Source organism: Actinomadura spongiicola (assembly GCF_003432485.1).
In the GTDB taxonomy this organism is placed as follows: Bacteria; Actinomycetota; Actinomycetes; order Streptosporangiales; family Streptosporangiaceae; genus Spirillospora; species Spirillospora spongiicola.
The window spans coordinates 112,855-127,095 of record NZ_QVNQ01000009.1; the positions used below are offsets into that span (position 1 = coordinate 112,855).

Consider the following 14,241-nt stretch of genomic DNA (forward strand, 5'->3'; position numbering starts at 1 on the left):
CACGCTTTCACCATCCCTCCCACGAGCGACACGCATGAGGCGCCGATGACTCGATCGACCTCCCGGGACCGCGGACGCCGGTTCCGTCTCCTCACCGCGACCGGAGCCGGTCTGGTGCTCGTCCCCCTCGCCGCGGCCTGCGGGTCCGGCGACTCCGGCGGCTCGGGCGCCATCAGGATCGGTGTCCCGGCGCCGTTGAGCGGCGACTCCGCCTCGGCCGGGCAGGACATCCTCGCCGCCGCCAAGGTCGCCGCCGCCGAGATCAACCAGGCGGGCGGCGTGGACGGCCGCGACGTCCAGATCGTGGAGGCCGACGACCAGTGCAGCGCCCAGCAGGGGGCGCAGGCCGCGCAGAAGCTCCTCAACAGCGGGGTCGTGGCCGTCGCCGGCGGCTACTGCTCGGGCGCCGCGGTGCCCGCGATCCCGATCTACGGGCGGCGGAACGTGCCGTTCGTGCTGGACGCGTCCACGAACCCGTCCCTGACCGACACCGGGAAGGGCAAGGTCTTCCGCACGTGCGGACGCGACGACAACCAGGGCCTCGTCGCCGCGAAGTTCATGACCGGGCAGCTCAGGGCCAGGCGGATCGCCCTGCTGCATGACAACACGACGTACGCCAAGGGCCTCGCGGACGCGGCGGCGAACTCGGTGAAACAGTTCGGCGGGCAGGTCGTGTACCAGGACGCGCTCCAGCCCGGCCAGTCCGACTACAGCCCGGTCCTCACCAAGGTCGCGTCGACGAAGCCGGACGTGCTGTACTTCACCGGCTACTTCGCCGAGGCGGGGCTGCTGATGAAGCAGCGTAAGCAGCTCGGGCTGACCTTCACGCTGATGGGCGGGGACGCGACGACCGACTCGACCGTCCTGAAGACGGCGGGCCCGGCGGCCGACGGCTACATCGCCACGACGGCGCCGCTCGCCAAGGACCTGCCCGCCGCGGCGGCGTTCGTGTCGGCGTACAAGGCCGCGAACAAGGCCGACCCGGGGCCGTTCTCGGTGTACGAGTACGACGCGGTGAAGGTCGTCGCCAAGGCCGTCGACGACGCCGGGTCCACGAAGGGCGCGGACATCACCGAGGCGCTGCACAAGATCAAGGACTTTCCGGGGATCACCGGCCCCATCACCTTCGACGACAAGGGCGACCGCACCGACCCGCTCTACATCACCGTCCGGGTTCGGAACGGCGCGTTCACCGCCCACAAGAAGCTCGACAAGAGCGGCGGTACGTGGGTGGACGCCAAGTCCTCATGAACAGGTCATGAGCGCATGAGCGAATTCGTCCAGTACCTCGTCAACGGGCTGACGATCGGAGCGTTCCTCGCGCTGATCGCGCTGGGCTACTCGATGATCTACGGGGTGGTCCGGCTGATCAACTTCGCGCACGGGGACGTGTTCATGATCGGCGCGTTCGCCGGGTTCGGCACGCTGACCACGCTCGGCGTGACCGGCGGGACGGCGCTGCCCGCGATCGTCGCCGCCGTCGCCGTCGGCGCCCTGACCACCGGGGTCGTCGGCACCGGGATCGCCAGGGCCGCCTACGTCCCGCTGCTGGCCTCGCCCCGGCTGGCGCTGCTCATCGCCGCGATCGGGGTGTCGCTGGCGTTGCAGGAGGGGGTGAAGGTGCTCACCGACGCCCGGTTCAAGTCGTACCCGAACACCCTTGACGGCGGTCAGATCCTCAGCGGCTCCGTCCGCGTCACCTGGGGGCAGCTCGCGCTGGTCGTGCTGTCGGTGGCGCTGATGGCGGGGCTGTGGCTGTTCGTCACCCGCACCATGACGGGCACGGCGATGCGCGCGCTCGCGATGGACCGCGACGCCGCCCGCCTCCAGGGCGTCAACGTGGAGCGCCTCATCCTCGTGACGTTCTTCGTCGGGTCGCTGCTGGCGGGCGCGGCGGGCGTGATGTACGGGCTGTACTACACGCAGATCAGCTTCGGGATGGGGTTCCTCATCGGGCTGCGCGCGTTCACCGCGGCGGTGCTCGGCGGCATCGGGAACCTGCCGGGGACGATGGTCGCGGGCGTGGCGATCGGCCTGGTCCAGTCGTTCTCCGCCGGGTACGTGTCGTCCCGCTGGACCGACGTGATCATCTTCGGGCTGCTCATCGCCGTGCTGGCGTTCAGACCCACCGGCCTGTTCGGCGAACGCGTCGTGGAGCGCGCATGAGGGCCCGTGTGGAACTCGGGCGCGCGGAACAGGTCGTCCGGTACGGCGGTTGGCCGTCGCTTGTCGTCGTGGCGCTGGTGGCCGGGCAGGCGATGGACGACTACGGCCTCACGGTCGGCGCCACGATCCTGATCTACGCGATCCTCGGGCTCGGCATCAACATCGTCGTCGGGTACGCGGGCCTGCTGGACCTCGGGTTCGCGGCGTTCTTCGCGATCGGCGCCTACACGGCGGGCCTGCTGATGGTGGAGCTGGAGTGGAACTTCTGGCTCACGCTGCCCGCGGCGGTCGCCGCCGCCGCGGTCGCCGGGGTCGTGATCGGCTATCCGACGCTGCGGCTGCGCAGCGACTACCTCGCGATCGTCACCCTCGGGTTCGGTGAGATCATCCGGATCACGGTGATCAACCTGGAGGTCACCGGCGGGCCCAACGGCCTGACCGGCATCCCGCCGGTCACGCTCGGCGGCCGCGAGATCGTGATGCCGAGGGACTTCTACCATCTGGCGCTGGCGTTCTTCGTCGTCGTGCTGGCGGCGACGGCGCTGCTCGCCCGGACCCGGCTCGCGTACGCGTGGCGCGCGGTCCGGGCCGACGACACCGCCGCCGAGGCGGTCGGGGTGCCGACCCGGCGGGTGAAGCTGCTCGCCTACGTCCTCGGCGCGATGACCGGCGCGGTCGCCGGGCCGCTGAACGCCGCGCAGCTCGGCACCGTCGACCCGTCCAGCTTCACGTTCCTGACCTCGCTGATGATCCTGCTCGTGGTGATCATCGGGGGGATGGGCAGCCGGCCCGGCGTGGTGATCGGCGCCGTGGTGATCGTCGCGCTGCCGGAGGTGCTGCGCGAGGTCCAGGAGTACCGGGGGCTGTTCTTCGCGCTGCTGCTCATCCTGATCGTGCTGCTGCGCCCGCAGGGCGTGTGGCCGTACCGGCCGCGGCGGTTCCGCCTTCCCGCCGGGGCCGGGCCGGCGCCGGAGCCGGTGTCCGCGACGGGCACGCTGCTGGAGGTCGCGGGCCTGTCCCGGAGCTTCGGCGGCGTCACGGCCGTGGCGGACCTCGCGCTCCGCGCGGACGCCGGACAGGTGGTCAGCGTGATCGGCCCGAACGGCGCGGGCAAGACCACCGCGTTCAACTGCGTCACCGGGCTGATCCCGCCGTCCGCGGGGACGGTCGTGCTCGCCGGACGGGACGTGCGCGGCCGGGCCCCGCACCGGGTCGCCGCCGCCGGGCTCGCCCGCACGTTCCAGAGCATCCGCCTGTTCGACGAGATGACCGTCGCGGAGAACGTCCTGATCGGCCGGTTCGCCCGCGACCGGCGCCTGCTGCGGCCGCTGTCGCGCGCCGACCTGGACGCGGTGCGCCGCTGCCTGGACTTCGTCGGGCTGCTGGACGCCGCGGACCGTCCGGCGGGCGGCCTCGCCTACGGGGACCGGCGGCGGCTGGAGATCGCGCGGGCCCTCGCCGGGGATCCTCGTGTCCTGCTGTTGGACGAGCCCGCCGCGGGCGCGAACCCGACCGAGAAGCGGGCGCTGATGGGCCTGATCGCGCGGATCAGCGCGCTCGGCACCGCGGTCGTGCTGATCGAGCACGATGTCGCGCTGGTCATGTCGATCTCCGACCGGGTGACGGTGCTGGAGCACGGCCGGACGATCGCGGTGGGCCCGCCCGCCGAGATCCAGGAGGACCAGCGGGTCATCGCCGCCTATCTCGGCGTCCCCGACGATCCGGACCCCGACCTCGTCCCGGAGGTGCCGCGATGACGCTCCTGCGGGTCACCGACCTGCGCAGCCGGTACGGGCAGGTCGAGGCGCTGGCCGGGATCTCCTTCGACGTCGCGGACGGCGAGATCGTCGCGCTGCTCGGCAGCAACGGCGCGGGCAAGACCACCACCCTTCGCACGGTCACGGGCCTGCACCGGGCCCGTTCCGGGCGTGTCGAGTTCGACGGCCGCGACATCACCCGCCTCGGCGCGCACCGGATCGTCGCGGCCGGGCTCGGGCACGTCCCGGAGGGCCGCCGCGTGTTCCCCGCGCTGAGCGTCGCCGAGAACCTGCTGCTCGGCGGGTACCTCCGCCGCCGCGACCGGGCCGCGGTCGCGGCCCGCCGGGAGGAGGTGTACGCGATGTTCCCCCGGCTCGGGGAGCGGCGCGGCCAGCTCGCCGGGCTGCTGTCCGGCGGCGAGCAGCAGATGCTCGCGATCGGCCGCGCGCTGATGATGCGTCCCCGCCTGCTCGCGCTGGACGAGCCGACGATGGGACTCGCGCCGCAGATGGCACAGCAGGTGCTGCGGGTCGTCCGGGAGATCCGCGACCAGGGCGCGACGATCCTGATCGTCGAGCAGAACGCGCACCAGACGCTCCGCCTCGCCGACCGCGCGTACGTCCTGGAGACGGGCCGGATCGTGCTGTCGGGGCCCGCCGCCGACCTGGCGCGGGACGACCGGGTGAAGGCCGCCTACCTGGGCGGCGACCCGGTCATCGACGACCGGTGAGCAGCGCCTCCGCCGCGTCCTCGACGGCGTCCTCGGACAGCAGGACGTGGCGGGCGGCGTCGCCGAGAGGGATGAAGCTGTCCTCGCTCGCGACCCTGACCGCCCGGCCCTGGAAGCCGGCGTCGGCGAGCGCGGTGAGAACCGCCTCGGACACCCCGCCGGTCCGGCGCGTCTCGTCCGCGATCAGGACGGCCCCGGTGGCGCGGGCCTCGCGGAGCAGGTCGTCCACGGGCAGCGGCGCGAGCCACCGCAGGTCCAGGACGCGGCACCGGACTCCACGGGCCTCCAGGCGCCGGGCGACCCGCAGGCTCATCCGCACGCCGTTCGCGAACGTCACGATGGTGAGGTCGCCGCCGTCGCCGTAGGTGCGGGCACGGCCGATCGGGACGGGCCCTCCGGGCGGTGCGAGCCACCCGCCGTCGTCGTCCTCGTGCAGGTCCCGGACGTGGTACAGCGCGATGGGCTCCAGGAAGGCGCACACCCGGCCGTCCGACGCGGCGACGTCCACGCAGGCGCGGAGCATCCCGGCGGCGTCGTCGGGGCGGGCCGGCGACGCGATGACGAGGCCGGGGATGTCGCGGAGGGCGGCGACGGCGTTGTCGTTGTGGAAGTGGCCGCCGAACCCCTTCTGGTAGGCGTAGCCGGGGACGCGGACGACCATCGGGTTGCGGTACCGGCCCGAGGAGAAGAACGGCAGCGTCGCGGCCTCGCCTCGGATCTGGTCGGCGGCGTTGTGCAGGTAGGCGAGGTACTGGATCTCGGGGACGGGCAGCATCCCGGCCGGGCCGAGCCCGAGCGCCAGGCCGAGGATGGACTGCTCGTCCAGGATCGTGTCGAACACCCGCGCCGCCCCGGCCCGTTTCAGCAGGCCGCGCGTGACCCCGTAGACGCCCCCCTTGCGCGCCACGTCCTCACCGAAGACGAGCAGGTCGGGACGTTCGTCCAGGAGGTCGCCGAGCGTCCGGTTGATCGCCTGCGCGACCGTGACCCGCTCCCCCGTCCCGGGCGGCGTCGTGCTTTCGGGGGTCACGTCCTTGGTGGACGTGGCGGTGCGGATCGGCGCCATCACCGCGGCGGCGGACGCGAGCCGCGGCGCGTCCGCCACCTCGGCGGCGAGCGACATCACCTCGTCGCGTTTCGCCTCGTACAGGTCGATGATCTCGTCGGCGGTGGCGGCGCCGTGGTCGACGAGCAGCCGCGCCGTCCGCGGGAGCGGGTCCCGGTCGAGGTCGGCGGCCAGTTCGGCGGGCGTCCGGTAGGCCGATTCGACGTCGGACCCGGCGTGTCCCATCAGCCGGACGGTCCGCAGATGCAGGAACGCGGGACGGCGACGTTCCCGGACCCAGCGGACGGCCTGGTCCGCGACGGCGTGGGCGTCGGCGAGGTCGCACCCGTCGGCGTGGAAGTAGGCGAGCCCGGGACGCGACCCGTAGGCGGCGTGGATCCAGCCGGGCGGGGTGCGGACGCTGATGCCGATGCCGTTGTCCTCGCAGACGAGCAGCAGCGGCAGCGGCAGGCCCTGGAAACCGCAGTTGACGGCCGCGTTGATGGCGCCCGTGGCGGTGGAGTGGTTGGCGGAGGCGTCCCCGAAGCCGCACACGGCCACCGCGTCCCGTGGCCAGGGCGTGTCCACGCCGAGGCGGGCGGCGCGCTCGATCGCGAACGCCACGCCGAGGGCGCGCGGCAGGTGCGAGGCGATCGTGGACGTCTGCGGGATGACGTGCAGGCGGTGGCTGCCGAACACCTTGTGACGGCCGCCCGCGATGGGTTCCTCGGCGGCGGCGACCAGGCCGAGGAGCACGTCGCGGAGCGGGTTCCCGCCGGGCACCTGACGGGCCCGTTCCAGGAAGAACGCGCCCGACCTGTAGTGCAGCAGCGCCGGGTCGTCCGGGCGGAGCGCGGCGGCGACCGCGGCGTTCCCCTCGTGACCGGCCGACCCGATCGTGTAGAAGCCGTGCCCTTCGGAGCGCAGCCACCGCGCGGCGAGGTCGAGGTGCCTGCTGCCGAGCTGGGCGTCGAACAGTTCCAGGAGCCGCTCGCCGCCCGGCGTGCCCGGCGGAAGCGGCGCGCCCGACGGGGTGAGGGACGCGGCCTTCTCCAGGAAGTGGACGTCGACGGGCTCGGCCATTCGGTCTCCTGCGCGGAATCGAAACGCGGTTCGAGCGTCGAGGGAATGCTAGAACGGCCCTTTCGGCCAGCCTCAGCCGGGCTGGGCCTGGGGGTTAGGAAGCCGCGCGCTGCACGATCTTGGCGTGGACGCCGTGGCCCGTTCAGGCTGGAGGCGTGTCCACCGTGCTCACGTCCGTCATCGGCGGCGCCCGGGTCCCGTCCGGGGCGGGCCGCCTGTACCGATCCACCGATCCGTCCCGGACCACCGATGTGGTCGCGGAGGTGTCCCTCGCGGACGCGGACGACCTCGTTCGCGCGTGCGAGGCGGCGCGGAACGCCCAGGACGCCTGGCGGGACGTGCCGCCGCCCGTGCGCGGGCAGGTCGTCGCCGCGATCGGCCGGCTCGTCGAGGCCAACAAGGCGGCGCTGGCCCGCGTCGTGACCCGCGAGGTCGGCAAGCCGTACGCCGAGGCGCTCGGCGAGGTCCAGGAGATCGCGGACACGTGCGCGTTCTTCCTCGGGGAGGGACGGCGGCTGTACGGGCACACCGTCCCGTCGGAGATGCCCGACAAGCAGCTGTTCACGTTCCGCGACCCGGTCGGCGTCGTCACCGCGATCACGGCGGGGAACTTCCCGGTGGCTGTGCCGTCCTGGTACATCGTCCCGGCGCTGCTGTGCGGGAACGCGGTGGTGTGGAAGCCCGCGGAGTACGCGGCGGCGTGCGCCGAGGCGTTCTACCAGGTGTTCGCGCACGCCGGGCTGCCGGACGGCGTCCTGAACGTCGTGTACGCGGACGGGCCGGAGACGTTCCGCGGCCTGGAACGGGCCCTGGTCCGGGGGCTGGTCGACAAGGTCGGGTTCACCGGGTCCACCGAGGTCGGCGCGCGGATCGGGGAGCTGTGCGGGCGGCACCTCCAGTCGCCGTGCCTGGAACTCGGCGGCAAGAACCCGATGGTCGTCACCGAGGACGCCGACCTGACGCTCGCCGTCGAGGGCGCGCTGTTCTCCGGGTTCGGAACGGCCGGGCAGCGCTGCACGTCGCTCGGCACGGCGATCGTCCACGAGTCCGTGCGGGACGAGTTCGTCCGGCTGCTGGACGAGGCGACGCGGGCCGCGACCGTCGGGGACCCGGCGGGCGACGTCCTGTACGGGCCGCTGATCGACGAACGGTTCGCGGACGGGTTCGAGAAGGTCCTCGGCTGGATCGGCCCGCGCCACGCCGTGCACGGCTCGTCCGGGACCGGCCGGATCTCGCCGTCGAACCCGCGCGACGGCTTCGACGGCGACGCCGAGGCCGGGCTCTACTACCACCCGGTGATCGTCGACGGGGTCCGGCCGGACGACGAACTGTTCCTGCACGAGACGTTCGGCCCGATCGTCGGCGTCGCGCCGTACCGGACGCTCGACGAGGCGATCGCTCTCGCCAACGCCCCCGGTTACGGGCTGTCGGCGTCGATCTACACGACGGACCCGGCGGAGGTGTTCGCGTTCCGGCGGCGGATCTCCGCGGGGATGGTCAGCGTGAACAACTCCACGTCGGGCGCCGAGGCGCACCTGCCGTTCGGCGGGAACGGACGGTCCGGGAACGGCGGCCGCCAGTCGGGCATCTGGGTTCTGGACCAGTTCACCCGCTGGCAGTCGATGAACTGGGACTTCTCGGGACGGCTCCAGAAGGCGCAGATGGACGTCGTGGAGATCACGCCCGACCTCGGCTTCCGGCTGTAGGAGGGCGCTCACGCCGAGGCGGGCGGGTCGGTCACGCCGCCGATCTCCGCCTCGACACCACGGGCGACCTCGGTGAGGCCGCGCAACACCTCCTTGACGAGGGGGTTGGTGTTGGTGGCGCGGCACAGGACCGTGACGTGCCGCCGCGGGGCGCGGCGGCTGAGCCGCAGCGCCCGCAGGCCCGGCGCGGGCACGCAACCCAGCTCCGGGACCAGCGCGATCCCCAGGCCGCAGCCGACCAGCCCGCACACGACCGCGTAGTCGTTGCTGCGGAAGGCGATGTTCGGCGTGAACCCGGCGGTGCCGCACAGCCGTTCCAGCGCCTGCGCGCCGGGGCTCTCCGGGCGGCTCGCGATCCACGTCTCCGACCGCAGGTCCCGCAACCGGGCCGTGCGGCCGCCCGCCAGGGGATGGTCCCGGGGTACGCACAGCACGAGGTTCTCGTCCATGACGGGCGTCTCCACGATCTGGTCGGGCCAGGTGCGCGGGAACTGGTCGTACCGGTATACGAGCTGGAGGTCGAGGTCGCCGTCGAGCAGCTCGGGCAGCAGCTCGTCCGGTTCGCCCTCCGACAGGGTGATCTCGATGCCGGGCCGGATCCGGGACAGCTCCGCCAGCACCCGCGGGAGGATGCGGGCGCTGGCGGTCGGGAAGCTGCCGAGCTGCAGGGCGCCGCGCTCGCCGCTCGCGACCGCGCGCAGTTCGCGTTCCAGCGTGTCGAGCGCCGACAGCACGTCGTTGCCCTTGCTGACCATTAAGAACGCGGCGCCGGTCGGCCGGACGCTGCGCGCCCGCCGCTCGAACAGCTCCAGCCCGCAGGCCCGTTCCAGCGCGGCGATCTGCTGGGAGACGGCGGACGCGGTGTACCCCAGGTTGCGGGCCGCGTCCGCGAAGGAGCCGGTGCGGACGACCTCGCGCACCGTCTGGATGTGCAGGGGACTGATCAATGTGCGCACTCCACCAGTGATCGTGACGTCTCCCCCGGCGACGTCCCTCCGGACTCGTCGTGTTCCGGTCGCTCGGCGACCAGTGGGAGTCCTGCCACCCCGGGGGCCCGTTCACGCCTCGTAGAGATGACAGCGGGTCCGGGCTCCGTTTGTGCACTCCGGCCGGAGCGCCCGCCCCGTCCCCTTACCTCCGACGTAATCGCCCGGCCTCCGACGCGTCCGTAACGTCGAGGTCATCGACGAAGAGAGAGGGACCACGATGACCGCGATCCGTTCCATCACCCCCGCCGGCCTGTCCACCGACGCCTCCCGCCTGCTGCGCCTCGCGCTCCGCCTGGACGCCGTCGTGACCGGCGTCAACGGGCTCGCCTACCTGACGCTCGCCGGCCCCCTCGGCGACCTGCTCGGCCTGGACGCGGGGCCCGGCCGCGCGATCGGCGTGTTCCTGCTGCTCTACGCGGTCGCCGTGTGGGCCGTCTCGACCCCGGCCCGCCCCCACCGCCGGGCCGTCGGCGCGATCGTGGAGGCGAACCTGCTGTGGGCGGTCCTGAGCGTCGTGACGGTCGCCGCGGGCTGGCTTTCCCTGACCACCGTGGGCGGCGTCTGGGCGGTGCTCCAGGCGGGCGTCGTCGCCGGGTTCGCCGCGCTCCAGTACACGGCGCAGCGCCGGGCCCTCCGCTGAAGGCACTCGCGATCAACACGTGGGCCGGCGCATCGACCGGGCGGGAGGGGGCACGAGCAGCGCATGGAACAGATGATGCTGAGGAGCGCCGCGTTCGACGATCACACGCTCATGCCGGCGGACTACTCGCACGACAGCGGCGACGTGTCCCCTCCGCTGGAATGGTCGGAGCCTTCCGGGGAGGTGGTGGAGCTCGCGCTCGCCTGCGAGGACCCCGACGCGCCCACCGGCACGTTCGCGCACTGGCTGCTGGCCGGGATCGACCCGGCGACCACGGGGCTGGACGCCGGTGAGCGGCCCACCGGCGCCGTCGTCGGCCGCAACGACTACGGCGCCGACGGGTACGGCGGCCCGAAGCCCCCGGCGGGCGACGACCCGCACCGGTACTTCTTCCGGCTGTACGGGCTGTCGGAGCCGTCCGGGCTCCGCGACGGCTTCACCGCGGAGGACCTGCGCGTCGCCGTCCAGGAGAAGGTCGTGGCGTCCGGCACCCTCGTCGGCACGTTCGTGAGGTGAGCGGTGGCCCGGGGTCCGTACCGCCACCGGCAGCCGGCGGGGAGAGAGCCGCTGGAGGCGCGCAGCCCGCTGCGGCTACGGGCGATCCTGTCCACGATCGCGCTGGTCGCGGCGACGGCGGCCGCGGTCGTGTTGGCGGTGGCCGCGCAGCGCGACGACGACGGCGGCCTCTGGACGGCGGCGGCGCTGTGCGCGGCGGTCGCCGTCGTCGCCGCGATCGACCTGGTCGTGATCGCCCGGCGGTCCAGGTCCTGAGCCTCGGGCGGGGTCAGTGCCGGTGGTCGAGGGCGGCGGCCCCGGGGTCGGCGAGCAGCCGGTCGATCCGCTCGCGGCTCCGCTCGTCGCTCGGCGTGTAGACGATGAGCCGCGTCTCCGGTGACGAGCCGACGTCCATGACGGTGGTGCGCGTCCGGATGTGCCCGGCGGCGTGGTGGCGGAACACCCGGACGGACGGGCCCGGCGTGGCGACGTCGTGCGAGGCCCACAGCCGCGCGAACTCCGGACTGGCGTCCTGCAACCGCCGGACGAGGTTCTTCCAGCCGGGCTCACCGAGGTGCCGGCTGTAGCGGTGCCGGAACACCGCGACGTTCCCCGCCGCCGTCTCCTCCAGGTTGGCGATCGGGTTGCAGCACGGCGGCAACGTGAACGAGATCAGCAGGAAGTTCCGCTCCCCCGGGGGCGCCGCCACGACGTGCGGGAAGACGGCCGCGTAGGCGGCGTTCCAGGCGAGGACGTCGCAGCGGCCGTTGGCCACCGCCGCGGGAAGCGGGACCAGCGCGTCGACGATGCCCTGGAGGTCCTCGGGCAGGCACTCGGACTCCCCGCCCACCGTGGCGTCCGGGACCTCCGCCAGGTGGTACAGGTGCTCCCGCTCCGTGGCGTCCAGTCTCAGCGTCCGCGCCACCGCGTCCAGCACCTGGGGGCTGGCGTTGATCGGACGGCCCTGTTCCAGCCACGTGTACCAGGTGACGCCGATCCCGGCGAGCTGGGCGACCTCCTCGCGGCGCAGGCCCGGGGTGCGGCGCCGGATTCCGGGCGGCATCCCCACGTCCTCGGGCGTGATCCGCTCCCGCCTGCTCCGCAGGAACGCCGCCAGCTCGGTACGACGCGGCCGTGCCCGGGCGCGGGTGCGGCCGACGGCGCGGGAGGCGGTGTCGGAGTCCATGGTGGCGGTGTCCAGGGTGGTCACGGGATCAAGCCTGCACCCGGTCGGCGCTCGGTGCCAGGTGCTGCCGGTACCAGGATCGGCAGGCTCTCGTTACCGGTATCCGTTTCCTCGCAGACTGCCACATATGACACAGACAACCGATCGGCGGGGGATCATTCCCGACCGGGGGTCGCGGGACGGGGCCGGTGGGGTGGCGCTGGCCGTCATCCTGCTCGGGCAGTTCATGTGCATCCTGGACACCAACATCGTCAACGTCGCCCTGCCGACGCTGCGCGCCGACCTGCACGCGTCCGGCGCCGGGCTCCAGCTCGTGGTGGCCGGGTACATCATCGCCTTCGCGGTGCTGCTGATCACGGGGGCGCGGCTCGGTCGCCTCGCCGGCCATCGCCGCATGTACCAGGCGGGCCTCGCGGCGTTCACCGTGGCGTCGCTGGCGTGCGGGCTGGCGCCCTCCACGGGGACGCTCGTGGGCTTCCGCTTCCTCCAGGGGGCCGCGGCGGCGCTGCTGACACCGCAGGTGATGTCCATGATCCAGCGGAGCTTCACCGGCGCGGCGCGGGGGCGGGCGATCGGGCTGTACACGGCGACCATCGGGGGCGGCGTCGTGGTCGGGCAGGTGGCCGGGGGCGTGCTGGTGAGCGCGGACCTGTTCGGCGCGGGCTGGCGGACGGTCTTCCTGGTGAACGTGCCGATCGGTGCCGCGCTGCTGCTCGCCGGGCCGCGCGTCCTGCCGCGCGACGAGCCCCGGTCGCGCGGTGCGGGGGTGCGCGGCGAGCTGGACGTCGCGGGGCTGCTGACGTTGAGCCCGGCGGTGCTGCTGTTCGTCGTCCCGCTGATCATGGGGCATGAGCTGGGCTGGCCGGCGTGGGGGTGGGCGTCGCTGGCGGCGAGCGTCGTGTTCGTGGCCGCCTTCGTCCTCGTGGAGCGGCGGTTCGCGGCCACGGGCGGACGGCCGCTGCTCTCGGCCCGGGTGCTCCGGGCGCCGCTGCTGGCACCGGCCTGTGTCGCGCTCCTGTTCGGGCCGGGGAGCTGGGGGGCGTTCCTGTTCACCACGACGCTGCACCTCCAGGGCGGGAGGAACCTGTCGCCGGTGGAGTCGGGGCTCGCGTTCGTGCCGTGCGTCCTGGCGTACGCGCTGGTCGGGCTGACCTGGCAGCGGCTGCCCGACCGCCTGCACCGTGCCGCGGTCCCCGTCGGGTTCGTCGTCGCCGCGGCCGGCTACGCGTGGCTCGGGCCGCTCGGCGGGGGCGGCGTGGCCTACGAGGCGCTGACGGCGGTCATCGGGATGGGCCTCGGCGTCATGTCGATCACGATGACGGTCGCGCTGGCGCACGTCCCGGCCCGCGACGCGTCCGACGCGAGCGGGCTGCTGCTCACGGTGATGCAGCTCGGGCAGGTGATCGGGATCGCCACCGTCGGAACGCTGTTCCTGACGCTGGCCGGGCCCGGCGGCGCGACCGGGCACGCCGAGTACGGCACGGGGTGGGCGCTCTCGGCGGTGGCGCTCTTCGGCGCCGCGGCGGGGCTGTTCCTCGCCCGCGGCCGAAGGCCGAAGGCTCAGTAGCGCGTCAGGCGGGCGCGGGCCGCCTCCACGGCGGGCGGGACCGGGCGGCGGGCGCCGACCAGGCCGGGCAGGGCGCGGGCCGCGTCGGCGAGCCCCGCGCGGCCGTCCCGGGTGGTCAGCGCCGACACGGCGGCGCGGCCGACGACCGGGAGCGGGCGGCGCAGCCACGCGGTCAGCACCCGGTTGCGGACCTCGCGGCGGCGGCGCGCGGACGGGTCGCGGCCCGCCGTGGACGGGTGGTGGTGGACGACGAGTTCGGGCACGTAGGCGAGGCCCCACCCGGCGGCGGCCAGGTCGAGGGCGAGCAGTTCCTCCTCGCCGCCGAAGTGCAGGACGCGGGAGAACCCGCCCGCGTCGAGGAACGCGTCGCGCCGCACGATGACCGAGCAGGCGAGGAAGCCGAGGACGGCGGGTCCTGGCAGCCCGTCCGGGCGGCCGAGGGGCGAGCGGGCCATCAACTCGGAGACGGGCTCCGGCCGCTGCTCGTCGCCGACGAGCACGCGGGCCGCGAGCAGCGCCGTCCGTGGATGCGCGTCGAGGATCTCCACGGCGCGGTCGAGGGAGCCGGGCGCCCACCACGAGTCGTCGTCGGCGAACGCGACGAACCGGGTCGTGGCGTGCTCGGCGGCGACGGTGCGGGCGGCGGCGCCGAGGTTGCGCGGCAGCCGGAGCACGCGGGCCCCGGCCGCCTCGGCGACCTCCGCGGTGTCGTCGCGGGACGCGTTGTCGGCCACGATGACCGGGGCGTGCCCCTCACCGGCGGCGTGCCCGGCGGCGTGGCGGGCGAGGCTGCGGCGCAGCTCCGGCGCGCGGTCGCGGGTCGCCACCACCACGGTCACGGCGGCCCCGCCATCGGTGTCGACGCCCATGGGGTCC

General features: G+C 73.8%; 13 protein-coding genes. 9 read left to right on the forward strand and 4 right to left on the reverse strand.

Annotated features, from left to right (window positions below; translation table 11 throughout):
- Positions 1 to 45 precede the first annotated feature (45 nt).
- From D0T12_RS26620 to D0T12_RS26635, 4 genes are read left to right on the forward strand one after another with little or no spacing between them, the layout of a single operon-like run.
- Positions 46 to 1,251: a branched-chain amino acid ABC transporter substrate-binding protein gene (locus D0T12_RS26620; RefSeq protein WP_117402672.1), complete on the forward strand. Its 1,206-nt coding sequence runs from the start codon at positions 46 to 48 to the stop codon at positions 1,249 to 1,251.
- 15 nt (positions 1,252 to 1,266) lie between these two features.
- Entirely contained in the window at positions 1,267 to 2,166 is a 900-nt protein-coding gene (locus tag D0T12_RS26625; protein WP_117402674.1) for a branched-chain amino acid ABC transporter permease, read from the forward strand.
- Positions 2,163 to 3,923: a branched-chain amino acid ABC transporter ATP-binding protein/permease gene (locus tag D0T12_RS36785; protein ID WP_117402676.1), complete on the forward strand. Its 1,761-nt coding sequence runs from the start codon at positions 2,163 to 2,165 to the stop codon at positions 3,921 to 3,923. Before D0T12_RS26625 ends, D0T12_RS36785 begins: the two co-directional genes overlap by 4 nt.
- A complete protein-coding gene (locus D0T12_RS26635; RefSeq protein WP_117402678.1) occupies positions 3,920 to 4,654 on the forward strand; it encodes an ABC transporter ATP-binding protein in 735 nt (244 codons plus the stop codon). The genes D0T12_RS36785 and D0T12_RS26635 overlap by 4 nt, the downstream gene beginning before the upstream one ends.
- Here the strand turns inward: D0T12_RS26635 and D0T12_RS26640 are convergent.
- Complete coding sequence (locus D0T12_RS26640) at positions 4,638 to 6,782, reverse strand: thiamine pyrophosphate-dependent enzyme (RefSeq protein WP_117402680.1); 2,145 nt, start codon at positions 6,780 to 6,782, stop codon at positions 4,638 to 4,640. The two genes, D0T12_RS26635 and D0T12_RS26640, sit on opposite strands and share 17 nt — an antisense overlap.
- A gap of 155 nt (positions 6,783 to 6,937) precedes the next feature.
- Here D0T12_RS26640 and D0T12_RS26645 point away from each other — a divergent pair, with 155 nt between their 5' ends.
- Positions 6,938 to 8,488: an aldehyde dehydrogenase family protein gene (locus D0T12_RS26645; RefSeq protein WP_117402682.1), complete on the forward strand. Its 1,551-nt coding sequence runs from the start codon at positions 6,938 to 6,940 to the stop codon at positions 8,486 to 8,488.
- Positions 8,489 to 8,496: 8 nt separating this feature from the next.
- On the opposite strand, the gene D0T12_RS26650 is transcribed toward D0T12_RS26645, so the two are convergent.
- Positions 8,497 to 9,435 carry a LysR family transcriptional regulator gene (locus D0T12_RS26650; protein WP_117402684.1) on the reverse strand — a complete coding sequence of 313 codons (939 nt, stop codon included), beginning with the start codon at positions 9,433 to 9,435 and terminating at the stop codon, positions 8,497 to 8,499.
- Between the two features lie 259 nt (positions 9,436 to 9,694).
- On the opposite strand from D0T12_RS26650, the gene D0T12_RS26655 reads away from it, so the two are divergent.
- The 3 genes from D0T12_RS26655 to D0T12_RS26665 all read left to right on the forward strand — a co-directional run bounded on the left by D0T12_RS26655 (position 9,695) and on the right by D0T12_RS26665 (position 10,888).
- A complete protein-coding gene (locus D0T12_RS26655; protein ID WP_117402686.1) occupies positions 9,695 to 10,117 on the forward strand; it encodes a hypothetical protein in 423 nt (140 codons plus the stop codon).
- A 63-nt stretch (positions 10,118 to 10,180) separates the two neighbouring features.
- A complete protein-coding gene (locus tag D0T12_RS26660) occupies positions 10,181 to 10,633 on the forward strand; it encodes a YbhB/YbcL family Raf kinase inhibitor-like protein (RefSeq protein WP_117402688.1) in 453 nt (150 codons plus the stop codon).
- 3 nt (positions 10,634 to 10,636) lie between these two features.
- Positions 10,637 to 10,888: a DUF6343 family protein gene (locus D0T12_RS26665; protein WP_117402690.1), complete on the forward strand. Its 252-nt coding sequence runs from the start codon at positions 10,637 to 10,639 to the stop codon at positions 10,886 to 10,888.
- Between the two features lie 13 nt (positions 10,889 to 10,901).
- On the opposite strand, the gene D0T12_RS26670 is transcribed toward D0T12_RS26665, so the two are convergent.
- On the reverse strand, positions 10,902 to 11,822 hold the full coding sequence (locus D0T12_RS26670; protein WP_233526304.1) for a helix-turn-helix transcriptional regulator: 921 nt from the start codon (positions 11,820 to 11,822) through the stop codon (positions 10,902 to 10,904).
- Between the two features lie 103 nt (positions 11,823 to 11,925).
- On the opposite strand from D0T12_RS26670, the gene D0T12_RS26675 reads away from it, so the two are divergent.
- Complete coding sequence (locus tag D0T12_RS26675; protein WP_117402692.1) at positions 11,926 to 13,365, forward strand: MFS transporter; 1,440 nt, start codon at positions 11,926 to 11,928, stop codon at positions 13,363 to 13,365.
- On the opposite strand, the gene D0T12_RS26680 is transcribed toward D0T12_RS26675, so the two are convergent.
- Positions 13,359 to 14,234: a glycosyltransferase family 2 protein gene (locus D0T12_RS26680; RefSeq protein WP_117402694.1), complete on the reverse strand. Its 876-nt coding sequence runs from the start codon at positions 14,232 to 14,234 to the stop codon at positions 13,359 to 13,361. The two genes, D0T12_RS26675 and D0T12_RS26680, sit on opposite strands and share 7 nt — an antisense overlap.
- Positions 14,235 to 14,241: the final 7 nt, after the last annotated feature.